Consider the following 23100-nt stretch of genomic DNA (forward strand, 5'->3'; position numbering starts at 1 on the left):
CTACCGCCCCCATTGCCATTCCATGGAGACGCCGACGCGCTCCCCCGCCTCGCGGTCGCCGGTCTCGGCCTCCACGCGGATGCGGGGCGTGAGGTCCACGCGGACGCCGACGCGCGACGATCCGCTATCCGTGCCCTGCCGCACGCCGACATAGACGCCATCGGCGATGTAGCGGCCGGCTTCCAGCGTCGGCCCGTTGCGGTCATCGGCGCTGGTGGTGCGCGACGCATTCTCCCCGCCGCCGCCCACCGCCAGCCGGTCCAGCGCGAAGGTGCGGCGCAGCCGGTCCAGCACGCCCGTCGCCCCGCCGCCCGCGGCGCCCGTGGCGCCGAGGATGGCCTGGGCGAGCTGCGCGCCCTCGAAGGGGCTGAGGTCGCTGACCGGGCGGTCGAAGAGCAGCCGGGCCAGGATCTCGTCCTGCGGCAATTCGGGGGAGGAGTTGAAGCCGATCTGCGGCGCATTCGCGGGCCCGGTGACGGTGGCGCGCACCGTGGTGCTGCCGGCCTGGCTGCTCGCCTCCAGGTCCAGTTCCGGGATCACGCCGCCCTGGAAGTCGAGCCGCCCGCGGCTCAGCGTCAGGCGCCGCGCCAGCACGCTGATCTCGCCCCGGCGCAGCGTGATGTCGCCGCCGATATCGGGCGCATCGGCGCGGCCGCCGATCTGCAGGCTGCCGCCGAATTCCGCATCCACGCCGCGGCCGCGGACGAAGATGTTGCGCGGCGCCTCGATCCTGAGCGCGAGCGTGATGGGGGCGGAGGGCTCCTCCGCCGACTGCCGCGTGCGGCGGGGCGGCGGGGCGGGGCGGCCGGGCACGCGGCCCACCTCCGTCACCGGGCCCAGGCTGCGGACGGAGCCCGGCAGCTGGTCCGGGATGCGGATATCCATCCGCGCCACGCGGATCGGGCCCGCGATGGTGAGCCCCGTGCCGACCGCGCCGGTGACGGTGATGGCGGCATCCAGCGTGGCGCGCACCAGGTCGCTGGCCACGGGCTGCGCGGCATCCGCCCGCAGCGACAGGTCCACCGGGATGCCATCCGCCAGCGGGTCGACGCTGCCCGCCAGCGCGATCCGCCCCTGGCCCGCGGTGCGGCCCGAGAGGTCGAGCCGCAGCCGCGTGCCCTCCGCCCGGATGGTGCCGCCGAGGTCGGTGAAGGCGACGCCCAGCACCGCGTTGCGCCAGGAGCCGTTGGAGAGGCGTGCCTCCCCCGACAGGACCGGGGCGGCGAGGGTGCCGGAGGCGCGCAGCGCCACCGTGGCCCGGCCCGCCACGCGGTCGGCGCCCGCGGCCAGCAGCGGCCCGGCCAGGCCGCCGATATCGATGGGCCCGTCCAGCGCGCCCTCGATGCCCCCCTGGGCGTTGAGGCGGCCCGTGGCGGTAAGGCGTGTCTGCGGGCCGAGGCCGAGGGTGGCGCGCAGGGTGGAAAGGCCGGCGGCGTCGCGGCGGATATCGGCGGTCAGCTCCCCGGCCGGCAGGCCGCGCGTGGCGGCGGCGCGCAGGCCCTGGCCGCGCAGCGTGGCGGTGAGTTCGGGCGCGGTGACGCGGCCGGTGAGGCGCGCTTCCGCGGTGACGCGCCCGGCGGGCTCCACCCCCGGGGCGAGGGGCGCCAGCGTGGCCAGGTCCGGGATGGCGAGGCCGAGGCGGATATCCGCGCGTTCCGGGCCCCAGGCGCCTTCCGCGCGCAGCGTGGCGCCGCGGGCGGCCACCAGCGACAGGGCACCGATCTCGATCGCGCCATCGGGGCGCTGGGTGATGCGGCCGGGGGCGGCGAGGCGGATGGTCTCGCCCCCGGTCGTGGCCCGGAACACCGCGAGGTCGATGCGCCGGGCGCCATCGGCCTGGGTGGTGAGGCGGCCGCGCGTCTCGGCCTCGATCTCCAGGGCGCGGCCGGAGGCGCGGAATTCGGCGTCGGCGAGGGTGCCATTCACGCTGGCGGCGAGGTCCCGCGCCTCCACCCCGCCGGCCAGCAGGCGGGGGGCGGCGAGGCGGGCTTCGAGGTGCTGGGCGCCGTCGCGGCGCGTGCCGGTGGCGTCCAGCCGGAGGGCGCCCGCCAGGGGCTGGCCCGCGAGGGCGGAGAGCGGGGCGAGGTCAGGGGCGTCGAGCCGGGCCGTGCCCTCGAAGACCGGGCCTTCCAGGGTCAGCAGCCCCGCGGCTTCCAGCGTGGCGGGGCCGAGGCGGGCGCGGGCGGTGCGCAGCCGCAGCGCGCCCTCGCCCTCCGGCCCGCCTTGCAGGTCGAGCGCCAGGGGCAGGCCCTGGTAGCGGCCTTCCAGCGTCGCCTCCACCGCCGGCAGGGTGGCGGGGGTGGCGATGCGGGCATCGAGCTTCAGCGCCTCCAGCACCTGGCCGGCCGCTTCCAGCCGCTCGGCGGCGGCGGTGACGGTCAGGGTGGGGTTGGCGGCCTCCCCCCTGGCGGTGCCGGACAGGCGGAGCGCGCCGGCGACGCCGGGGACCGCGCCCTCCGCCGCCGCGACATCGGCGGCGAAGCGCAGGTCGAGCCTGGCGCCGGCCAGGCCGGAGGCTTCCGCCTGCAGGGCTGCGCCGCGCAGCGTCAGCAGCGCGATGCGGTCCGGCAGGGTGGCGCGCAGGCTGGCGCGGGGGGCGGGGCCGAGCAGCGCGGCGGCGGGGGCGATGCTGGTCGCGAAGCCTTCGGGCGCCAGGGTGACGTCGAGCGTGGGGGTGGCGAGGGGGCCCTCGGCCTTCACCGTCGCCTCCAGGCTGGTCCAGGACAGCGGCGCCCCGGCCAGCAGGGGGGCGAAGATGTCGCTGGCGGGCAGGGCCAGGCGGGCTTCGGCGCTGATGGTGCCGCCATCGGGCAGGAGGCGGCCGGAGGCTTCCAGCACGCCGGCGCGGCCGGCCAGGCGCAGCGCGGCCAGGTCCACCGCGCCATCGGGCATGCGGCCGGCGCGCAGGGCGACCTCCAGCGGCCCCGCCAGGGCGGCGAGCGGTGCCTCCAGCAGGCCCGACCCATCCACCCGGCCGGTGAGGTCGGCGCCGAGGCGCGTCGCATCCGGCGCGCGGATCGTGCCTTCCAGCGTCGCGCCCAGGCCCGGCCCGGCATCGGCGCGCAGCCGCAGCGCCGCGGCCTCCGCCGGGCCATCCAGTTCCAGGTCGAGCGAGGGGGCGCGGCCCGCGAGGCCGGCGATGCGCGCCACCGGGCCATCCGCCGCGCCGCGCAGCGTGACGCGGGCGAAAAGCCGGCCGCTGCCGGGGCGGAGCGAGGCTTCGAGGCCGAGCGCGTCCTCCGCCCCCAGCGCATTCACGTCCAGCGCCGCCGTCAGGCCCCAGGGGTCGAGCCGGGCATTGCCGGCGAGGCGCAGCGCGGCCGGGGTGCCGGCGAGGGCGGGGCCGATCTCGATGCGCGCGACCTCCAGCCGATCCAGCCGGATGCCGAGGGGGAGTTGCGGCAGGTCCGGGATCAGGGGGCCGGGGGGCTCGGGCGTGGCGGGCTCGGGCCCGGCTTCCGGCAGGCGGTGCAGGGCCAGGCGGTCCGCGGCCAGCAGCGTCACATGCGCCTCCCGCCCCAGCAGGGCGAGGGGATCCCAGGCGAGGCGGGCGCCCTCCACCTCCAGCCACACGCCCTGGCTGTCCGCCAGGGTGAGGCGGCCGAGCGCGAGGCGGCCGGGAAGCGGGCCTTGCAGCCCTTCCAGCGCCAGGCCCGGGACCTGGGCGGCGAGCAGGGCGGCGATGCGGGCGCGGCCCCCCTCGCTGTTGGCGTAGAGCAGCGCGGCCCCGATGGCGAGCACGGGCAGCAGCACCAGCGCCAGCAGCAGGCCGCCCGCCCAGCGCAGCCAGCGCAGGCGGCGGCGGGGCGGCGGCGTGGCGGGCGCCTCAGAAGGCCTGGCCAAGCCCGACATAGATGCCGTAGCCGGCATCCCCCTCCTGCCTGTTCAGCGGCACCGCGACATCCAGCCGCACGGGGCCGATCGCCGTCGCGTAGCGCACGCCGAGCCCGGCGCCGAGCCGCACATCGCTGAAGGATGGCGTTTCCCGCTGCCCGACGCTGCCGGCATCGACGAAGGCCACCATGCCGAAATTGCCGCTGACGCGCTGGCGCAGCTCGACCGAGCCCTCGACGAGCGAGGAGCCGCCATCGGGGCGGTTCCGCGCATCCCGCGGGCCGATGGACTGGTAGCTGTAGCCGCGCACGGAGCCGCCGCCGCCGGCATAGAAGCGCTTGTCCAGCGGCACGGCGCGGTCGGCGCCCACCAGGCTGCCCAGCGTGCCGCGCAGCGCGAGCACGGAGCCGCCATCGCTGGTGAAGTCGTGATAGGTGCGCAGCGTGCCGAGCGCGCGGACGAAGCCGCCGCCATCCAGCACATCCGCATAGGGCGTCGCCGTCACGCTGGCGCGGATGCCCGAACGCGGGTCGAGCAGGTTGTCCGTGCCGTCATACCGCGCGCCCAGCACCCAGCCGGCCAGGTGGAATTCCTGCCAGTTGCCGTCGCGGCCGATGCGCCCCGTCTCCAGGCTCGGCCCGGTCTGCAGCACCCAGCGTTCGCCGAAGGGGCGTTCCAGCAGGGCGGAGGCGACGATCGCGTCGCGGTCATAGGCTTCGAGGCGTTCGCGCAGCGCGGCCACTTCCGCCACCAGCGTGGTGCGGCCATCGATCAGGCCCGGGCGGCGGAGATTGGCGGCGATGCGGCTGTTCACATCCTCCGTGCCCCCGCCGGCGCCGAGGCGGGAGACGGTCGCCTCCAGGCGCAGGCGCTCCGCATTGCCGAAGGCGTTGCGGCGTTCGTAGTAGACGCTGCCGGAGGGGCCGTAATTGGTCTCGTAGCTGAGGTTGAAGCCGGCGGCGTTGCGCGGGCGGTCGGCCAGGGTGAAGGTCACGGGCAGGGCGCCCTGGTCGTCCAGCCGCTGGGCCGCGCGGGCGCGGACGCTGTCGAAGGCGCCGAGCGCCATCAATTCCCGCCGCGTGCGTTCCTGCGTGGCGGGGGCATAGGGCTGGCCTTCCAGCCGCCCCGCGATGCGCCCGACCAGGGCGCGGGAGACGGCGCTGTCCCCCGCGATGACGGGGGGCGCGAAGCGGGCGGCGGGGCCGGGGGAGAGCAGCCAGGTCACGTCCATGGCCTGCGCCTCATGGTCCACCACCACCTCCCGCTCCACCACCGCGGCCAGGGGGTGGCCGGCGCGGCGGAGGCGGTCGATCAGGTCGGCCTCCGCATCCAGCACCGGGGCGGATCGGGCCGGGTCCCCGGCGGCGAGGCCCTGGGGCGTGCCGAGCGCCGCGACGGCCGGGGCCTCCGCCGGCGTGGCGGCGCGCAGCGCGATGCGGCGCAGCGTGTAGCGCGGGCCGGGGTTGGGGCGGACCTCCACGGGCACGGGATCGCCGGGGGCGCGGGCGGCCAGGCGCTCCGCCAGGCCGGGGGTGGTGGCGGGCTGCCCATCCACCAGCACCGTGGCATCGGCGGCCCAGTAGCCTTCGGAGCGGAAGACATCGTCCAGCAGCCGGGGTTCCGCCAGCGCGCGGGCCACCAGGCCGAAGCCGTCCACCGGCGCTTCCTCCGCCAGGCGGCGCAGGCGGGAGGCATCGGAGAGCGGGCCGTCCAGCCCCTCCGCCCCGCTGGGCGCGATGGTGGTGGCGTAGGGAATGCCCGCCTGTTCCTGCGCCGCCCCGGGGCGCGGGAGCGGGACGGCGAGGAGAAGCGCCAGCGCCAGGACAGGAATGGGTTGCGGTCTTCTCACCATGCCTCAGCGCGGTTCGGGGGTTCCGGTTCGGTGCCGGCGCTTCGTCCGGCAGGGACAGGTCGGGATGGGGGCTGTGCCCCAGTTGGATGCATCAGGGGTGGAGCCTGCGGGGCGAAGCGGGTACCACTATGACATGGACACCGCATTCGCCGACACGCTGACGGCCTGGCGCCGCCACCTCCACGCCCATCCCGGCCTGACGCTGCAGGAAGGCGATACCGCCGCCTTCGTCGTGGCGAAGCTGCGGGAGATGGGGGTGGAGGAGATCACGGCCGGCTTCGCCGGGCATGGCGTGGTGGCGACGCTGCGCGGCCGGGCGGGCGGCGGGGGCAACCGCAGCGTCGGCCTGCGGGGCGACATGGACGCGCTGCCGATCCAGGAGATGAACGAGGGCCTGCCCCACCGCAGCACCATCCCCGGCGTGATGCATGCCTGCGGGCATGACGGGCACACCACGGCGCTGCTGGGCGCGGCGCGGCTGCTGCTGGCGGATAAGGGGTGGTCCGGCACCGTCCACCTGGTGTTCCAGCCCGCGGAGGAAGGCGGCGGCGGCGCCATCGGCATGGTGCGGGAAGGGCTGTTCCGGCGCTTCCCGATGGACCGCATCTTCGGCTGGCACAACTGGCCGGGCCTGCCCGCCGGCACCATCGCGGTGCATGACAAGGCGGTGATGGCGGCCGGCGCGCGCTTCGACATCACCTTCGACGGCCATGCCAGCCACGCCGCCCTGCCGCATCTGTCGCGGGACCCGATGGTGGCGGCGGGGCATTGCATCGTCGCGCTGCAATCGGTGGTGGGGCGCAACGTCGATCCGCTGGCGGGCGGCGTGGTCAGCGTGACGATCGTGGAAGGGGGCGAGGCGCAGAACCAGATCCCGGCCCGCGTCGTGCTGAAGGGCACGGCGCGCTGGCTGGCGGACAGCGCCGGCGTGACCATCAAGGAGGGGCTGCACCGCGTGGCCCATGGCATCGCCGCCACCTGCGGGGTGGAAGCCGCCGTGAACTGGAAGCAGGGCGTGGAGGTGACGGCCAACCACCCGGCGGAGCGCGAGCTGGCCGCCGCCGCCGCCGCCGCCGTGGCGCCGCTGCGCCGCGACGTGCCGCCGGCCATGACGGGCGAGGATTTCAGCTGGTTCCTGAAGGAGGTGCCGGGCGCCTTCGTCTGGATCGGCAACGGCCCGGCGGAGCATGGCCGGGAACTGCACAACCCGCGCTACGACTTCAACGACGAGATCCTGCCGGTGGCCAGCGGCTTCCTGGCGGAAGTGGCGAAGCGGGCGCTGGCGGGGGATTGAGGGGCCGCGAGGCCCTTCCCCCCGCCGGGCGCCCGGCCGGCGGCGCCTCAGCTCGCCAGCACCCGGGCGAGCCAGGCGCCACCCTCGCTTGCCGCGCGGCGCGCCGCCGCCACGTGGTTGAGCGAGCGCAGGAAGCCATGCGCGGTGCCGGGGAAGACCGCCTGGTCCACCGCCACCCCGGCGGCGCGCAGCGCATCGCCCATGGCGTGGTTCTCCGACGCCAGCACATCCAGCTCCGCGATGTGCAGCAGGCAGGGCGGCAGGCCGCGGAGGTCGGCGCGCAGCGGGCTGGCCAGCGGGTTCAGCCGGTCCGCGTGCCGGGGCAGGTAGCAGTCGAAGTAGAAGCGCATCTTCTCCCGCGTCAGGAAATAGCCCTCGGCGAATTCGCGGTAGGTCGGCGTGTCGAGGTCGGCGTCGAAGACGCCGTAGTTCAGCAGCAGGCCGCGGAGCTTCAGGGCCGGATCCGTCTCCCGCAGCAGCAGGGCGACGCCCATGGCGAGGTTGGCGCCGGCGCTGTCGCCCCCCACCACGATGCGGGCGGGGTCGAGGCCCCATTCGGCGCCATGCCTGACCACCCAGCGCACCACCGCCGCGCATTCCTCCAGCGCCTGGGGGAAGGCGGCCTCCGGGGAGAGGGCGTAGTCCGGCCCGATCACGGCGCAGCCGCCGGCGGCGGCGTATTCGCGCATCAGGCGGTCATGCGTGTCGATGCTGTTCCAGACGAAGCCGCCGCCATGGATGTAGACCAGCACGGGTAGCCCCGCGGCGGCGACCGGCTTGTGCAGGCGGCATTGCAGGCGGCGGCCGCGGATGGGCAGCCAGCGATCGGCCGATTCCGCCATGGCGGGGCCGCCCGCGGCCAGCGGGATGTTCAGCGCCTCCGTCGTCGCGCGCGCCTCGTCCAGCGGCAGCGTCAGCGTGATGGGCGGCAGCTTCGCGCCCTCGGCCTCCATCAACTGGTTGAAGGCGAGCATTTCGGGGTCCCAGCGCGGGTCCGGTGCGGGCATGATGGCGTCCTGGTTTCCTCTGCGCCGTCATCGGAAGCGTTAACGCGCCATGCCGCAAGCCCCCGTCAGGCCCCCGACATCGTTGGTTGTGCGGGGCCCCGGGCGGGGTTCATGCTGCGCCGCACCATGAGCCTGACCACCACCCTGATCCGCCGCCCCGCCGGGCGATTCCATGAAGAGGCGCTGTACCGCCCGCGCGATGTCGTGCTGGTGGCGGATCCCTCGCTGCCCGTCTCCGCCCTGCTGGCGGCCAACCTGGCGGGGGGCGGGTTCAAGGGCCGGCTCTCCGTGGTCGGCATGGCGGCGGAGGGGCTGGCCGAGGCGGCCTCCATCGCCGCGCTGCCGGAGCCGCCGGACCTGGCCGTGCTGTCCCTGCCGCCGGAGGCGCTGGAAGGCGCGATGCTGGCGCTGGCCGCGCGGGGCTGCCACGCCGCCATCGTGCCCGGCCAGGCGCCGGACCTGCCGGCGCTGTCGCGGCGGACGGGGGTGCGGGCGCTGGGGCAGGGCAGCTTCGGCGTCTGCGTGCCGGCGGTGGGGCTGAATGCCTCGCTCTCCCACCTCGCGCCCCGGCCGGGGAAGCTGGCGCTGGTCTGCCAATCCTCCGCCCTTGCCCGCGCCGTGCTGGACTGGGCGGAGGCGGAGAGCGTCGGCTTCAGCCATGTGATCGGCATCGGGGGCAATGGCGACCTCGGCTTCGCCCATGCGCTGGACTGGCTGTCCCGCGACCCCGGCACGGCGGCGATCCTGCTGGACCTGCGGCGCATCAAGAACCGGCGGATGTTCATCTCCGCCGCCCGCGCCGCGGCGCGGACGCGGCCGGTGGTGGCGATCCGCGCGGGCGGGCGGCTGGACGATCCCTCCGGCGTCACGGATGCGGTGATGGAGGCGGCGCTGCGCCGCGCCGGCGTGCTGCGGGTGGCGGGGCTGGATGACCTGCTCTCGGCGGCGGAGACGCTGGCGCGGGTGAAGCTGAACCCGCAGGGCGGGCCGGGGGACCGGATCGCGGTGGTGGGGAATGCCACGGGCCTCGGCCTGATGGCGGCGGATGCGGTGCTGGCCGGGCGGGCGCGGCTGGCGGAGCTGCCGGAGGCGGCGCTGGCGGCGCTGCGGATCGGCATCGGCGGCGGCTGGACGGGGCGGAACCCCATCACGCTCGGCCCCCGCGCCGGCACCACGCTGGGGGAGGCCGCCTCCATGCTGGCCGGGCTGCCGGAGGTGGATGCGGTGGTCGCCATGCATGCGCCCGTGCCCGGGGAGGATCCGGTGACGGTGGGCGCCGCGCTCTCCGCCGCCGCGCGGGCCACGCGCCGGGCGCCGGTGCTGGTGTGCTGGGCGGGGCAGCAGACGGCGGGCGCGCAGCGCGCCGGCCTGGCCGCGGCGGGGCTGGCCGTCTTCCCCACCCCGGAAGCGGCGGTGCGCGGCGCGCTGCACCTGCTGCATGACCGGCAGAACCGGGCCGCGGCGGCCGAGCTGCCGGGCCGCCAGGTGCTGGCGCTGCGGCCGGACCGCGCCGCCGTCACGGCGCTGTTCGCGCGGGTGCGGGCGGAGGGGCGGCTTTCGCTGACGGAGGATGAGGCGCTGTCCGTGCTGGCGGCCTATGGCCTGCCGGTGGTGCAGGGGCGCGTGGCGCAGACGGTGGACCAGGCCGTGGCGGCCGCGGCGGCGATCGGCTTCCCCGTGGGTCTGAAGCTGCGGAGCGCGGAGGTGGCGGCCAAGACGGAGATCGGCGGCGTCGCGCTCGGCCTGCGCAGCACCATCGCGGTGCGGGAAGCGGCGCTGGCGATGATGGCGCGGGTGAAGGCGGAACGGCCCGCCGCGCGGCTGGCGGGCTTCCTGGTGCAGCGCCAGGCGCCGCGGGCGCAGGAGCTGCGGCTGCGGCTTGGCGATGACCGCATGTTCGGCCCCTATATCGGCTTCGGCATGGGCGGCACCGCGGCCGACCTGCTGGAGGATGAGGGCTTCGACCTGCCGCCGCTGAACCACACCCTGGCCCGCGCCCTGATCGGCCGGACCCGGGCTTCGCGGCTGCTGACGGGCTACCGGGACCACAAGCCCGTGGATATCGAGGCGGTGGTGGAGGCGCTGGTCCGCCTGTCCCAGATCGCGGTGGATTTCCCGGAGGTGGCGGGGCTCGGCATCAATCCGCTCTTCGCCGATGCCGAGGGCGTGCTGGCGGTGGATGCCTCCCTGGAATTGCGCCCGGCGGGAGAGGCCGCGCTGCTGGCGGTGCCGCCCTATCCCGAGGAATGGATGGCGCCCTGGCGCAGCCGCGCGGGGGAGGAGCTGCTGATCCGCCCGATCCGGCCGGAGGATGCCGAGGCGCATGCCGCCTTCTTCCGGCGGCTGACGCCGGAGGATATCCGCTACCGCTTCTTCAGCCAGCTGCGCGAGCTGCCGCGCGTGCAGATCGCCCGCATGACGCAGATCGACTACGACCGGGAGATGGCCTTCGTCGCCATGCGCGCCCTGGCGGATGGGACGGAGGAGATGCTGGGCGTCTCCCGCCTGATCCGGGAGGCGGATGGGGAGAGCGGGGAATTCGCCGTGGTCGTCGATGCCAGCATGAAGGGGCAGGGACTCGGCCGCGCGCTGATGCAGCGGCTGTTCGACTGGGCGCCGGAAGCGGGCATCCGCAGCGTGGTCGGCAGCGTGCTGGCGGACAACGCGCCCATGCTGGCCTTCGTGAAATCGCTGGGTTTCGCGGTGAGGCGCAGCGCGGAGGATGAGGATGTGGTGGAGGCGCGGCGCGCGGTCTGACCGCGACGGCGGGGCCTGTTCAACTCCTGGTGATAAGGCGGGCCGACCACGGAGCCTCATTCTTTCCAGAGGCTTCAATGTCAGTCGTTCAAGGCGCCGGCGTGGTGACGCGGACCGGCACGACCCTGCACGGGACCCGGTACAACGATACGCTGGTCGGCACCACCGGCGACGACCTGCTGTATGGCGAGGGCGGCAATGACAGCCTGATCGCGGGCGCGGGCGCCGACACGCTGGTGGGCGGGGCGGGCAACGACATCTACGTCGTCTCCGACCTCAACAGCCTGGTGGTGGAGGCGGCGGGCGGCGGCATCGACACCGTGCTCTCCTCCGTCACCTTCAGCCTGCTCGATGCCGCGCAGGTGGAGAACCTGGTGCTGACCGGGCGCGCCGCGGCCAATGGCACGGGCAATGCGCTGGCCAACCGCATCACCGGCAACATCGCCGCGAATGAGCTGGATGGCGGCGCGGGCGCGGACAGCATGGCCGGCGGGCTCGGCGACGACACCTACCATGTGGACAATGCCGGCGACCGGGTGACGGAGCTGGATGGCCAGGGCGTCGATCTCGTGCTGTCCGGGGTGGATTTCATCCTGGGCCGCTACATCGAGAACCTCACGCTGCTCGGCACCGCGGCCAGGGGCACGGGCAACGAGCTGGCCAACGAGATCACCGGCAATGCCGTGGCCAACCTGCTGGATGGCGCGACGGGCGCCGATACGATGACGGGCGGCGACGGCAACGACACCTATGTGGTGGACGATGCGGGCGACCTGACCATCGAGGCCGATGCGCAGGGCGATGCGGATGTGGTCCGGGCCTCCGTCTCCTGGACGCTGGCGGCGCATCTGGAGAACCTGGTCCTCACCTCCGGCACCGCGATCCGCGGCACCGGCAATGCGGGCGACAACCTGATCATCGGCAGCACCGGCGCGAACTGGCTGGATGGCGCGACGGGCGCGGACACGCTGCGGGGCGGCGGCGGCAACGACACCTACATCGTCGACAGCGCCGACGACGTGGTGGTGGAGAAGGCGGGGGAGGGTGTCGATGGGGTGCGGTCCGGCATCACGATGACGCTGTCCGCGAATGTGGAGGAGCTGGTGCTGACCGGCGGCGATGCGATCGACGGCACCGGCAACGCGGCTTCCAACCGCCTGACCGGCAATGCCGCCGCCAATGTGCTGGATGGCGGCCTCGGTGCCGATGTGATGCGGGGCGGCGCGGGCGATGACGTGTACCGGGTGGACAACATCAAGGACGAGGTGACGGAGAGCCTGGATGCCGGGCGTGACCGGGTGGAGGCGACCGTGTCCTTCAGCCTGGGCGCCAATGTCGAGGACCTGACGCTGACCGGCGCGCAGGCGGTGGCGGGCAACGGGAACGAGGCCGGCAACCTCATCATCGGCAGCGTCGCCGCCAACCGGCTGGACGGGCGCAGCGGCAACGACACGCTGGTGGGCGGCGAGGGCCGCGACGTGCTGGTGGGCGGCAGCGGCGCCGATGTGTTCCGCTTCGCCACCGCCGCCGATTCGCATTCCGCCGCGGCGGCGCAGGCGGTGGCCTATTTCGAGGCGAACCTGGCGCAGGTGGCGCGGGAGGCCGACCTGGTGACGGATTTCAGCCGCGTGGCGGGCGACCGGATCGACCTGTCCGGCCTGCTGGACGGGCCGGGCGGGCTGCAGCTGGAATTCATCGGCAATCTCGGTTTCACCGCGCCCGGGCAGGTCCGCTACGAGTATTCGCTGCGGGACAAGATGGGGCTGCTCTGGGTGAATACCGACGCCGTCTTCAGCACGGCGGAGCTGGTGGTGGCGATCCAGGGCGTGCCGCAGATCGGCGCGAACGACCTGGTGCTGTAGGGGCGGCGCCGGGCCGCCCCCGCTTCCAGCGGCGGGTGTTCAGCCGCCCGCGGCCTTGATGAGGTCCCGCACGCGCTGGGCGGCGGCGGCGCCCTTCAGCGCATCGCGCCAGGCCACTTCCGCCACGCGCTGATGCGCCGCCACGGCTTCGTCCGCCGCGGTGATGGAGCCGACGCCGAGCCCGCCATTGGGGGGCGTGTCGGCGGGGAAGGGGCAGGCGACGACATGCGCGCGTTCACGCCCGCGCATGACCATGAAGCCGCCGGAGGGCTCGGCGCCCGTCGCGATGCCGAGCTGCACGCCGATGGGCACGCTTTCCATCATGGCGGCGATGGTTTCGGCTTCCTGACGCGCCGCGGCCAGGCAGCGCTGGCGGGTGCGTTCCGGCACGGTGAGGCCGGCGGCGACGCCTTCCGCCAGGAAGCGCTTGATCGCGGCCTCGCTCAGGATGGCGATGATGGTGGGGCGGCGGGAGGCGTGCAGCCGCTTGCGGGCGGCGAGCAGGCCGAGCGCCTGGTCGGCGCTGGCGCGGGCCTGCATGCGTTCCGGCGCCGCATCCGCGGCCTCCGTCCAGGCTTCCCCCACCGCGCCATCGAAGGCATCGCTGGTGACCTGGTAGCAATAGGCGCCGCCGACCACGAGGATCTGGTCCGCCTGTTCCTCCACCTGCCGCAGCCTTTCCTGGAAGGCGAGGGGGCGGGCGAAGTATTCGACGCCGATGCCGAGCAGCGAGAGCGGCGAGATCTTCAGCAGCTCCGCCAGGCGCCGGATCGTGTCCAGCTTGATGACCTCGCCCTTCTCATACCGGTAGAGGGCGGCGCGGGAGACGCCGAGGCGGGCGGCGATCTCCTCCGCGCGGAGGCCGGATTCGAGGCGATAGGCCCTGAGCTGCTGCCCGATATCCGCGAAGCGCATGCAATCCCCCGTAGGTCGCACCATCAAGACACAACCACGCCGGGGAGACAGAATCTCACAGGCGTCGTCCGGGCGCTAAATTGCGGGACGTTCACGCCGGATGCAACGTGAAAAACGCGGAAAAATTGTATCGCGATACGGGAGAATGCCCCCTGGGGTTGTAGAGGGCATGCCCGATCACACGAATCGAGCGGTCCCATGGGCTGGCGCCGGCTTCACCCGATGGATCCAGGCATCCGGACCAATCACAGCATTGGTCCGGATGCAAGACCGGGCCGGGGGCTCAGGCGTCCGGCGCCACCTTGTGGGCGGCCATCGTCTCCAGCGCCTTCACCAGGCCGGAATGGTCCCAGGCCGCGCCCCCCATCGCCGCGCAGGCCGCCATGAGCTGGGCGGTGGAGGCGGTGTTGGGGAGCGCGACGCCGAGTTCCTTGCCGGCGGAGAGGGCGAGCGAGAGGTCCTTCTGGTGCAGCTCGATCCGGAAGCCCGGGTTGAAGGTGCGCTTGATCATCCGCTCCCCGTGCAGTTCGAGGATGCGGGAGGTGGCGAGGCCGCCCATCAGCGCCTGGCGCACCTTGGCGGGGTCCGCGCCGGCCTTGGAGGCGAAGACGAGGGCCTCGCCCACCGCCTCGATCGTCAGCGCGACGATGATTTGGTTGGCGACCTTGCAGGTCTGGCCGGCGCCATTCTCCGTGCCCACCAGGGTGATGTTCTTGCCCATCTTCTCGAAGACCGGCAGGGCGCGGTCGAAGCTGGCCTGGGCGCCGCCGACCATGATGGTCAGCGCGGCGTTCTTGGCGCCGACCTCGCCGCCCGAGACGGGGGCATCGAGGTATTCGCCGCCCAGCGCCTTGATCTTCTCGGCGAACACCTTCGTCGCCGTCGGGCTGATCGAGGACATGTCGATGACGAGCGTGCCGGGCTTGAGGCCGGCGGCGACGCCATCCGCGCCGAACAGCACGGCTTCGACATCGGGGGTGTCGGGCACCATGGTGATGACGATCTCGGCGCCCGCGGCCACGGCGGCGGCGGTCGGCGCGACCGCGAAATTCGCGCGGTCCTCGGCGGTCAGCGACTTCCGCTCCAACACCGTGACGTCATGGCCCGCGGCCTTGAGGTGGCCGGCCATGGGGCGGCCCATGATGCCGAGGCCAATGAAGCCAATCTTGGACATATAACTCTCCTCATGCTGACTGAATTTATCGCGTCGCTTTGCGAACGAATTTCTCGAGCGTTCTCGCGCCCTCTAGAAGCTTCACCACACGGGGGCTCTTGCTGTCTGCGAATACGAATTCGTATGCTTCATCCAACTTAGATGCGGCGTCCCGATTGGCGTGTAATATTGCGTCTGTGACGTCCGGCCATTGCCTTTCAAGTGTCTTGGAGGCCGCTATGCCTCGGTTGCATGCAGCGTAGAGGTCCTGAAGATACGTCTCTAACTCAGCGAACGGCTCTGCTGCATCGCTGCCGAAATAGGTCTCCAGCAAGAGCCTATGCTTCCGGATCTCAATGAAACGCCCACTGTGTGCACGCAATCGTCGGTAAACACCGAAGAATTCTTTACCGGCCGTAGGCTCATCCATCAGCTCCGGCGGTGAGTCAGCGTGCGGAACCGGTAAGCGACTTGAGCCGAGGCGGCAGTGTTCGACTACGTCGAGCATGTCCTGAAAGGCTACGTAAGCCGCTTCGGCAACCTCCGACTGGCGCTTTCCACGCGCCTGAAAGCGCCAGAACCAGCGGCTCGTTGCCAGCGCAACTGCCACGGTCAGCACAGTCTGGAATAGTACTTGCGGAAACCAGCTGGGCACGTTGGTCGCTTAGGTTCGGTACGGCGCGAACCAGCCGAGGCCCGCCACCGTCTCCGCCGCCGGCTTGTATTCGCAGCCGATCCAGCCGCGGAAGCCGTGCTCGTCGATCTTCCTGAAGACGAAGGGCCAGTTCACCTCGCCGGTCCCGGGCTCGTTGCGGCCGGGATTGTCGGCGACCTGCATATGCGCGGTGATGGGCAGGTACTTCTCGATCCGCTTGACCAGGTCGCCCTCGGTGATCTGGCAATGGTAGAGGTCGAATTGCAGGCCGATCCTGTCGGCGCCCACGGCCTCGATCACCGCGGCGCCCTGGGCCAGGGTGTTGAGGAAGAAGCCCGGGATGTCGCGGTGGTTGATCGGCTCGATCACCGGCTTCACGCCGGCGGGGTTCGCCTGTTCGGCGGCCCAGGCCAGGTTGGCGGCCAGCGTGCCGGTCATGCTGTCATGCGCCACGCCGGCGGGGGCCAGGCCGGACATGACATGGATGCGCGGGCAGGACAGCGCCGCGGCGTAGTCGAGCGCGCGGCGAAAACCCTCGCGGAACTCGGCCTGGCGGCCGGGCAGGGCGGCCTGGCCGCGCTCCCCCTTCGTCCAGTCGCCGGGGGGCGCGTTGAACAGCACCTGCTGCAGGCCGTTGTCGCGCAGCCGCGCGGCGATGTCGCTGGCCGCGAACTCATAGGGGAAGAGGAATTCCACCGCCTTGAAGCCCGCCCTGGCCGCGGCCTCGAACCGGTCGAGGAAGGGAACCTCGTTGAACATCATCGAGAGGTTGGCGGCGAAGCGCGGCATGGTCTGTCTCCTGTCCCTGGCGGCGTGATGCCCCGGCGGGCGGGGCGCGGCAAGCCCGGCGGCGGCTGGCGGGGTTGCTGCGCGGCGCCCGCGGTTCCGCTATGGGTTGGGCCTTCCACCCCGGAGAGACCATGGACCAGGAAACGATCCGACCGGCGCGGCTGCTGGGGCTGCTGGCGCTGGGCGTGCTGGGGCTGGGCTGCTTCCTGGTGCTGCGGCCCTTCGTCTCCGCCCTGCTCTGGGCGATGATCCTGGCCTTCACCACCTGGCCGGCCTTCCGGCTGCTGCGCGAAAGGCTGGGGCTGTCCCCTGGCCTGGCGGCGCTGGTGATGGTGCTGCTGGAATTCGTGCTGATCGGCCTGCCGCTCGTCTTCGCCACGCCGACCAGCCGGGAGGAGATCGAGGCGCTGCGCGCCAGCGTGGAGCGGCTGCTGCTGGAGGGGCTGCCCAACCTGGTCACCTGGCTCGGCACCCTGCCCTATGTGGGGGAGACGCTGCGGGGCTACCTGGAGGGGTGGGATTCCACCTTCGGCGGGCTGTTCGACGCGGTCAGGCCCTTCGCGGGCACCATCGCCGCCAATGCGCTGTCCATGTTGCTGGCGGTGCTGTCCGGGCTGGCGGAGCTGCTGCTGGCGATCTTCCTGGCCTTCTTCTTCTACCGGGACGGCCCCGCCATGGCGGCGCAGGCGGAGCGGGTGATGGAGAAGCTGGCGGGCCCGCGGACGCGGCGGCTGATCCAGTTGACGGGGGATGTGACGCGGGGCGTGGTCTATGGGCTGCTCGGAACCGCGGTGGTGCAGGGGGCGATGACGACCTTCGGCCTCTGGGTCGCGGGGGTGCCGCAGCCGGTGCTGCTGGGGGTGGTGGCGGGGGTCATCTCCATCCTGCCGATCGGGGCGCCGGTGGTCTGGATCCCGGCCACCATCTGGCTGTTCACCCAGGGGCAGACGGGCTGGGGCATCTTCATGCTGGTCTATGGGGCGGGGGGCATCTCCTCCGTCGACAACTTCATCCGGCCCTGGATGATCAGCCGCGGCGCGGACCTGCCGCTGCTGCTGACGCTGCTGGGGGCGATCGGGGGCGTCTTCGCCTTCGGCATCCTCGGCCTGTTCCTGGGGCCGGTCCTGCTGGCGGTCGGGTATACGCTGCTGAAGGATTGGGCAAAGGACGGGGCGCCGGCCAGCCTTCCGGGCCGGCCGACCTGAACATCGGGCTTCCCCCTGCCATCGCGGCGGGATAATGACCGGGGCTTCACAGACGCGGACGGTGATCCGCGATGCGAACGGGGGAGTTTCCGGGTGATGCGAAGGACGTTGTTGGCGGCGGCTGCCCTGCTGGGGGCCGGGCTGGGCCTCGGCCTGGGGGCCGGGGACGCGCAGGCGCAGCAGAACCGCACCGTGCGGTGGTCGGCCAGCGGGGATGCGAACACGCTCGACCCGCACAGCCAGAACATCGGCACGGTCGCGATGATCCTGCAGCAGATGTACGACACGCTGATCACGCGCAACGCCGACCTCTCGCTGCGCCCCGGCCTGGCCACGGCCTGGACGGCGGTGGAGCCGACGCGCTGGCGCTTCAACCTGCGGTCCGGCGTCCGCTTCCATGAAGGCGAAGCCTTCACCGCCGACGATGTCGTCTTCAGCATCCAGCGCGCGCTGGCGCCGACCTCCAACTTCGGCATCTTCGTCGATACGGTGGAGCGGGCGGAGAAGGTGGACGACTTCACCGTCGATATCGTGCTGAAGATCCCGGACCCGATCCTGCCGAACAAGCTGGCGTCCGTGTACATGGTCTCCCGCTCCTGGCACGAGAAGCACAACGCCGTCCGCCCGCAGAACACGCGGGCGCGGGAGGAGATGCACACCGTCCGCAACGCCAACGGCACCGGCGCCTTCCGCCTGGTGTCGCGCGAGGGCGATGTGCGCACCGTGATGCGCCGGAACGACGACTGGTATGGCTGGCGGGAGCCCGACAACACCAACGCCAACATCCAGGAACTGATCTTCCGGCCCATCGCCTCCGACGCCACGCGCATCGCGGGGCTGCTGTCCGGCGAGGTGGACTTCGTGCTCGACCCGCCGCTGCAGGACCTGGCCCGGCTGCGCAACGCGCCGAACATCCGCGTGGTGGAGGGGCCGGAGATCCGCACCATCTTCCTGGCGATGGATACCTACCGGGACGAGCTGCTCTACAGCGACGTGCGCGGCCGCAACCCGATGAAGGACCTTCGGGTGCGCCAGGCGCTGTATCACGCGATCGACATCCAGGCGATCCACCGCACGACGATGCGCGGCTTCAGCGTGCCGACGGGCACCTTCTTCCCGCCGCAGGTGAACGGCTACACGGCGGCCGAGGATGTGCGCCTGCCCTTCGACCCCGCGCGCGCCCGCGCGCTGCTGGCGGAGGCCGGCTACCCGCAGGGCTTCGGCATCACGCTGGATTGCCCGAACAACCGCTACATCAATGACGAGCAGATCTGCCAGGCGATCGCGGCGATGTGGGCGCGGATCGGCGTGCGCACCAGCGTCCGCGCGCAGCCGCTGGCGCCCTTCTTCGCGCAGATCCAGCGCGACGATGTCAGCGTCTACCTGCTGGGCTGGGGCGTGCCGGCGCTGGATGCGCTCTATTCCTTCCAGTCGCTGGTTGCCACCCGGAACGGCGCGCAGGGCGACGGCATCTGGAACTATGGCCGCTATTCCAACCCGCGCATGGACGCCCTGATCCAGCGCATGAAGACCGAGACGGGGGAAAGCCGCACCGCCGCCATCCATGAGGCGCTGCGCCTGTACCGCGAGGACGTGCCCCACATCCCGCTGCATCACCAGATGATTCCCTGGGCGATGCGCAGCAACGTCCACGTCCCCCACGCCGCGAACAACCAGCCCTTCTTCCGCTTCGCGCGCGTCGATTGACCAAGGCGCGGGGCGCGTGCCATCCGGCGCGCGCCCCGTGACCGTCTGAAGGAATCCTCCGCCCTTGTTCGCCTTCATCGTCAGCCGCGTGCTGCAGGCGCTTCCCGTCATGCTGACGGTGGCGCTGCTGTCCTTCGCGATGTTCGCCTATGTGGGCGATCCGGTCGCCATCATGCTGGGCCAGGACTATACGGAGGCGCAGCGCACGCAGCTGATCGCCGACCTGGGGCTGGACCAGCCCTTCTTCGTGCAGTTCTTCAAATTCGTCGTGAACGCGGCGCAGGGCGAATTCGGCCTGTCCTACCGCCTGTCGCGCCCCGTCGCGGATCTGATCGCGGAACGCGCGCCGGCGACGCTTGAGCTGGCGCTGTGCGCCGCGGCGCTGGCGCTGGCCATCGGCGTGCCGATGGGGGTCTATACGGGGCTCTATCGCAATTCCTGGCTCAGCCGCTTCTTCCTGACCTTCAGCCTGATCGGCGTCTCCCTGCCGACCTTCCTGATCGGCATCCTGCTGATCCTGACCTTCAGCGTCTGGCTGGGCTGGCTGCCGAGCTTCGGGCGCGGCGACACGATCCGCTGGGGCTGGTGGAGCACGGGGCTCGGCACCTGGTCGGGGCTCAAGGCGCTGATCCTGCCGGCCATCACGCTCGGCCTGTTCCAGCTGACGCTGATCATGCGCCTGGTGCGGGCGGAGATGCTGGAAGTGCTGCGCACCGACTACATCAAGTTCGCCCGCGCGCGGGGGCTGACCAACCGCGCCGTCCATTTCGGCCATGCGCTGAAGAACACGCTGGTGCCGGTGATCACCATCACGGGCCTGCAGCTGGGCGCCATCATCGCCTTCGCCATCGTGACGGAGACGGTGTTCCAGTGGCCCGGCATGGGGCTGCTGTTCATCCAGAGCGTCGGCGCCGCCGACATTCCCGTGATGTCCGCCTACCTGCTGCTGATCGCGCTGATGTTCGTCACCATCAACCTGATCGTCGATCTGCTCTACTACGCCGTGGACCCCCGTCTGCGCATCGGTGGCGGCAAGGGGGGACACTGAACCATGGCCCAGACGCAAGGCGCCGTGGCGCGCTTCCTCGACAGCGACATCTGGTATTCCTTCACCCGGTCGCCCATCACGGTGGCCTCCGCCATCGTCGCCTTCATCTGCATCGGCGGCGCGGTGCTGGCGCCCTGGATCGCGCCGCACAACCCCTTCGACCTGGCGTCGCTGCAGCTGATGGACGCCTTCAAGCCGCCCGCCTGGACGGAGGAGGGCGACCCCGTCTACCTGCTCGGCACCGATGACCAGGGGCGGGACGTGCTCTCGGCCATCATGTATGGCGCGCGCGTCTCGCTGCTGGTGGGCTTCTGCGCGGTGCTGCTCTCCGTCTCCGTCGGCATCACCGTGGGTCTTGCGGCCGGCTATATCGGCGGCACGGTGGATGCGGTGCTGATGCGCATCGCCGACATCAAGCTGACCTTCCCGACCATCCTGGTGGCGCTGCTGATCGATGGTGTCGTGCGCGCGGCGCTGCCGCGGGAGGTGCACGACCAGATCGCGCTCTATGTCGTGATCTTCGCCATCGGCATCTCCAACTGGCCGTCCTTCGCCCGCACCGTGCGCGGATCGACGCTGGTGGAGCGCAACAAGGAATACGTCCAGGCGGCGCGGGTGATCGGCCTGTCGCGGTCCCGCATCATGATCACGCATGTGCTGCCGAACGTGCTCGGCCCCGTGCTGGTCATCGCGACGCTCAACCTCGGCTTCGCGGTGCTGGCGGAGGCGACGCTCTCCTTCCTCGGCGTCGGCGTGCCGCCGACCCAGCCCTCCCTCGGTACCTTGATCAGGATCGGCAACGACTTCCTGTTCAGCGGCGAGTGGTGGATCACCATCTTCCCGGGCATTGCGCTGATCGTGCTGGTGCTGTCCGTCAACCTGCTGGGCGACTGGTTGCGCGACGCCCTGAACCCGAAGCTCCGCTGATGTCCGATACCAAGCCCATCCTCGAGGTCCGCAACCTGCGGGTCGAGTTCCCGACGCGGCGCGGCCTGCTGGTCGCGCTCGACGACGTGTCCTTCAGCATCGCGCCGGGCGAGGTGCTCGGCGTGGTCGGTGAATCCGGCGCCGGCAAGTCCATGACCGGGGCCGCCATCATCGGCCTGCTGGAACCGCCGGGCCGGATCGCCGGCGGGCAGATCCTGCTGCAGGGCCGGCGCATCGACAACCTGCCCTACCAGGAACTGCGCCGCATCCGGGGCCGGGAGATCGGCGCGATCTTCCAGGACCCGCTGACCACGCTGAACCCGCTCTACACCGTGGGGGCGCAGCTGATCGAGACCATGACCACGCATCTGCCGCTGAACCCGGCACAGGCGCGGGCCAAGGCGATCGAGTGGCTGGAACTGGTCGGCATCCCCGCCGCCGCGCAGCGCATCGACAGCTACCCGCATGAATTCTCGGGCGGCATGCGCCAGCGCGTGGTGATCGCGCTCGCGCTCTGCGCCGAGCCGAAGCTGATCGTGGCGGATGAGCCGACGACGGCGCTCGACGTCTCCATCCAGGCGCAGGTCATCGCGCTGCTGAAGCGCCTGGCGCGGGAGAAGGGGACGGCGATGATGCTCGTCACCCACGACATGGGCGTGATCGCGGAGACGGCGGACCGCGTCGCGGTGATGTATGCCGGCCGCATCGTGGAAATCGGCGCGGTGCGCAACGTGGTGAAGCACGCGGCGCATCCCTATTCCTCCGGCCTCATGGGATCGATCCCGCCGGTCAGCCGGCGGCTGGAGCGGATGCAGCAGATCGATGGCGCCATGCCGCGGCTATCCGCCATCCCCAAGGGCTGCGCCTACAACCCGCGCTGCCCGCGCGTCTTCGACCGCTGCCGGGTGGAGCGGCCTGAACTGATGCCGGCGGAAGGCAACCTGGCGGCCTGCTGGCTCTATGCCGATGGCGCGCCTGCGGCGGAGGGTGCTGCCCGTGGCTGACGCGACCCCGATGCTGGAGACGCGCGACGTCGCGCGCTTCTTCGACGTCTCCCGCCCGCCGCTGCAGCGCCTGCTGGCCGGCGAGGGCAGGCGGATGCTGCGCGCCGTGGATGGCGTGAACTTCGCGATCCCGAAGGGCACGACGCTGTCGCTGGTGGGCGAAAGCGGCTGCGGCAAATCCACCGTCGCGCGCCTGGTCGTCGGCCTCTATGAGCCGACGCGCGGCAGCGTGATCTTCGATGGGCAGGACCTGGCGGAGGCACGGGCGGACAGCACCCAGCGCCGCCGCATGCAGATGATCTTCCAGGACCCCTATGCCAGCCTCAATCCGCGCTGGCGCGTGCGGGACATCATCGCGGAGCCGATCCGCGCCTTCGGCCTGATGAAGGACAAGGCGGAGATCGAGGCGCGGGTCGGGCAGTTGCTGACGCAGGTGGGGCTTTCGCCGCTGGATGGCGCGAAGTTCCCGCATGAATTCTCCGGCGGGCAGCGGCAGCGCATCTCCATCGCGCGCGCGCTGTCCTCGAACCCCGAATTCCTGGTCTGCGACGAGCCGACCTCGGCGCTCGACGTCTCCGTGCAGGCGCAGATCCTGAACCTGATGAAGGATTTGCAGCAGCGGCTGGGGCTCACCTACCTCTTCATCAGCCACAACCTGGCGGTGGTGCGGCAGGTCAGCGACCGGGTCGGCGTGATGTATCTCGGCCGGCTGGTGGAGCTGGCGCCGGCGGAGACGCTCTTCGAGACGCCGCGCCACCCCTATACGCGCGCGCTGATGGAGGCGATCCCGGACCTGGAGATGACGGGGCGGCAGCGCATCCCGGTGGGGGGCGAGGTGCCGAGCCCGATCAACCCGCCGACCGGCTGCCCCTTCCATCCCCGCTGCCCGCTGGCGAATGACCGCTGCAAGGCGGAGCTGCCGGCGATGAAGCCGGCGCGCGGCACGGAGCAGACGCTGGTGGCCTGCCACGCGGTGGAGGAAGGGCGCGACCGCATGGGCGCGCCGCTGGTGGAGGCGGTGGGGTAGCACCGGCGGACCGGTCTCTTGACCGGTCCGAGCGCCCGAATGGGCGCCGCGGCCTATGCCGCGA

General features: G+C 72.2%; 14 protein-coding genes and 1 pseudogene. 9 read left to right on the top strand and 6 right to left on the bottom strand.

Features of this window, described 5'->3' with window-relative positions; translation table 11 throughout:
• Entirely contained in the window at positions 1–3843 is a 3843-nt protein-coding gene (locus JJI54_RS16885) for a translocation/assembly module TamB domain-containing protein (protein WP_203074184.1), read from the bottom strand.
• A complete protein-coding gene (locus tag JJI54_RS16890) occupies positions 3827–5686 on the bottom strand; it encodes an autotransporter assembly complex protein TamA (RefSeq protein ID WP_203074185.1) in 1860 nt (619 codons plus the stop codon). The genes JJI54_RS16885 and JJI54_RS16890 overlap by 17 nt, the downstream gene beginning before the upstream one ends.
• A gap of 133 nt (positions 5687–5819) precedes the next feature.
• On the opposite strand from JJI54_RS16890, the gene JJI54_RS16895 reads away from it, so the two are divergent.
• Positions 5820–6980 (top strand): amidohydrolase, encoded by a 1161-nt coding sequence (locus JJI54_RS16895; protein WP_203074186.1) that lies wholly within the window; start codon positions 5820–5822, stop codon positions 6978–6980.
• A 47-nt stretch (positions 6981–7027) separates the two neighbouring features.
• On the opposite strand, the gene JJI54_RS16900 is transcribed toward JJI54_RS16895, so the two are convergent.
• A complete protein-coding gene (locus tag JJI54_RS16900) occupies positions 7028–7987 on the bottom strand; it encodes an alpha/beta hydrolase (RefSeq protein WP_203074187.1) in 960 nt (319 codons plus the stop codon).
• Between the two features lie 111 nt (positions 7988–8098).
• Between JJI54_RS16900 and JJI54_RS32755 the strand changes: the two genes are divergently transcribed.
• Positions 8099–10744, top strand: coding sequence for a bifunctional acetate--CoA ligase family protein/GNAT family N-acetyltransferase (locus JJI54_RS32755; RefSeq protein WP_264177193.1), 2646 nt, complete (start codon positions 8099–8101; stop codon positions 10742–10744).
• A gap of 77 nt (positions 10745–10821) precedes the next feature.
• A complete protein-coding gene (locus JJI54_RS16910) occupies positions 10822–12606 on the top strand; it encodes a calcium-binding protein (protein ID WP_203074188.1) in 1785 nt (594 codons plus the stop codon).
• A gap of 39 nt (positions 12607–12645) precedes the next feature.
• Here JJI54_RS16910 and JJI54_RS16915 read toward each other — a convergent pair whose 3' ends face one another.
• The 3 genes and pseudogenes from JJI54_RS16915 to otnI form a co-directional block, all read right to left on the bottom strand.
• The gene (locus JJI54_RS16915) at positions 12646–13521 is read right to left on the bottom strand and encodes a helix-turn-helix domain-containing protein (RefSeq protein WP_203074189.1); all 876 of its coding nucleotides are present in this window, start codon (positions 13519–13521) and stop codon (positions 12646–12648) included.
• Positions 13522–13804: 283 nt separating this feature from the next.
• Positions 13805–14719: pseudogene (locus JJI54_RS16920) on the bottom strand (2-hydroxy-3-oxopropionate reductase); the annotation flags it as partial.
• Positions 14720–15338: 619 nt separating this feature from the next.
• Positions 15339–16118, bottom strand: a complete 780-nt coding sequence (gene otnI, locus JJI54_RS16925) for a 2-oxo-tetronate isomerase (RefSeq protein WP_203074191.1) — start codon at positions 16116–16118, stop codon at positions 15339–15341.
• 131 nt (positions 16119–16249) lie between these two features.
• Here otnI and JJI54_RS16930 point away from each other — a divergent pair, with 131 nt between their 5' ends.
• The 6 genes from JJI54_RS16930 (at position 16250) to JJI54_RS16955 (ending at position 23036) form a co-directional block, all read left to right on the top strand.
• Positions 16250–17323 carry an AI-2E family transporter gene (locus tag JJI54_RS16930; RefSeq protein ID WP_226381832.1) on the top strand — a complete coding sequence of 358 codons (1074 nt, stop codon included), beginning with the start codon at positions 16250–16252 and terminating at the stop codon, positions 17321–17323.
• Between the two features lie 96 nt (positions 17324–17419).
• Complete coding sequence (locus JJI54_RS16935; protein ID WP_203074193.1) at positions 17420–19030, top strand: ABC transporter substrate-binding protein; 1611 nt, start codon at positions 17420–17422, stop codon at positions 19028–19030.
• Positions 19031–19094: 64 nt separating this feature from the next.
• Positions 19095–20078 carry an ABC transporter permease gene (locus JJI54_RS16940; RefSeq protein ID WP_203074194.1) on the top strand — a complete coding sequence of 328 codons (984 nt, stop codon included), beginning with the start codon at positions 19095–19097 and terminating at the stop codon, positions 20076–20078.
• 3 nt (positions 20079–20081) lie between these two features.
• Positions 20082–21005: an ABC transporter permease gene (locus tag JJI54_RS16945; protein WP_203074195.1), complete on the top strand. Its 924-nt coding sequence runs from the start codon at positions 20082–20084 to the stop codon at positions 21003–21005.
• The gene (locus JJI54_RS16950; protein WP_203074196.1) at positions 21005–22009 is read left to right on the top strand and encodes an ABC transporter ATP-binding protein; all 1005 of its coding nucleotides are present in this window, start codon (positions 21005–21007) and stop codon (positions 22007–22009) included. Before JJI54_RS16945 ends, JJI54_RS16950 begins: the two co-directional genes overlap by 1 nt.
• Positions 22002–23036: an ABC transporter ATP-binding protein gene (locus tag JJI54_RS16955; protein ID WP_318987524.1), complete on the top strand. Its 1035-nt coding sequence runs from the start codon at positions 22002–22004 to the stop codon at positions 23034–23036. The genes JJI54_RS16950 and JJI54_RS16955 overlap by 8 nt, the downstream gene beginning before the upstream one ends.
• The last annotated feature ends 64 nt before the right edge of the window (positions 23037–23100 follow it).

The organism is Falsiroseomonas ponticola (genome assembly GCF_016805305.1).
In the GTDB taxonomy this organism is placed as follows: Bacteria; Pseudomonadota; Alphaproteobacteria; order Acetobacterales; family Acetobacteraceae; genus Falsiroseomonas; species Falsiroseomonas ponticola.

Coding starts and splice junctions, on each gene's coding strand:
- JJI54_RS16900 (WP_203074187.1), bottom strand. CDS start 7,987: ATGCCCGCACCGGACCCGCGCTGGGACCCCGAAATGCTCGCCTTCAAC.
- JJI54_RS16930 (WP_226381832.1), top strand. CDS start 16,250: ATGGACCAGGAAACGATCCGACCGGCGCGGCTGCTGGGGCTGCTGGCG.
- JJI54_RS32755 (WP_264177193.1), top strand. CDS start 8,099: ATGCTGCGCCGCACCATGAGCCTGACCACCACCCTGATCCGCCGCCCC.
- JJI54_RS16895 (WP_203074186.1), top strand. CDS start 5,820: ATGGACACCGCATTCGCCGACACGCTGACGGCCTGGCGCCGCCACCTC.
- JJI54_RS16910 (WP_203074188.1), top strand. CDS start 10,822: ATGTCAGTCGTTCAAGGCGCCGGCGTGGTGACGCGGACCGGCACGACC.
- otnI (WP_203074191.1), bottom strand. CDS start 16,118: ATGCCGCGCTTCGCCGCCAACCTCTCGATGATGTTCAACGAGGTTCCC.
- JJI54_RS16915 (WP_203074189.1), bottom strand. CDS start 13,521: ATGCGCTTCGCGGATATCGGGCAGCAGCTCAGGGCCTATCGCCTCGAA.
- JJI54_RS16935 (WP_203074193.1), top strand. CDS start 17,420: ATGCGAAGGACGTTGTTGGCGGCGGCTGCCCTGCTGGGGGCCGGGCTG.
- JJI54_RS16890 (WP_203074185.1), bottom strand. CDS start 5,686: ATGGTGAGAAGACCGCAACCCATTCCTGTCCTGGCGCTGGCGCTTCTC.
- JJI54_RS16945 (WP_203074195.1), top strand. CDS start 20,082: ATGGCCCAGACGCAAGGCGCCGTGGCGCGCTTCCTCGACAGCGACATC.
- JJI54_RS16950 (WP_203074196.1), top strand. CDS start 21,005: ATGTCCGATACCAAGCCCATCCTCGAGGTCCGCAACCTGCGGGTCGAG.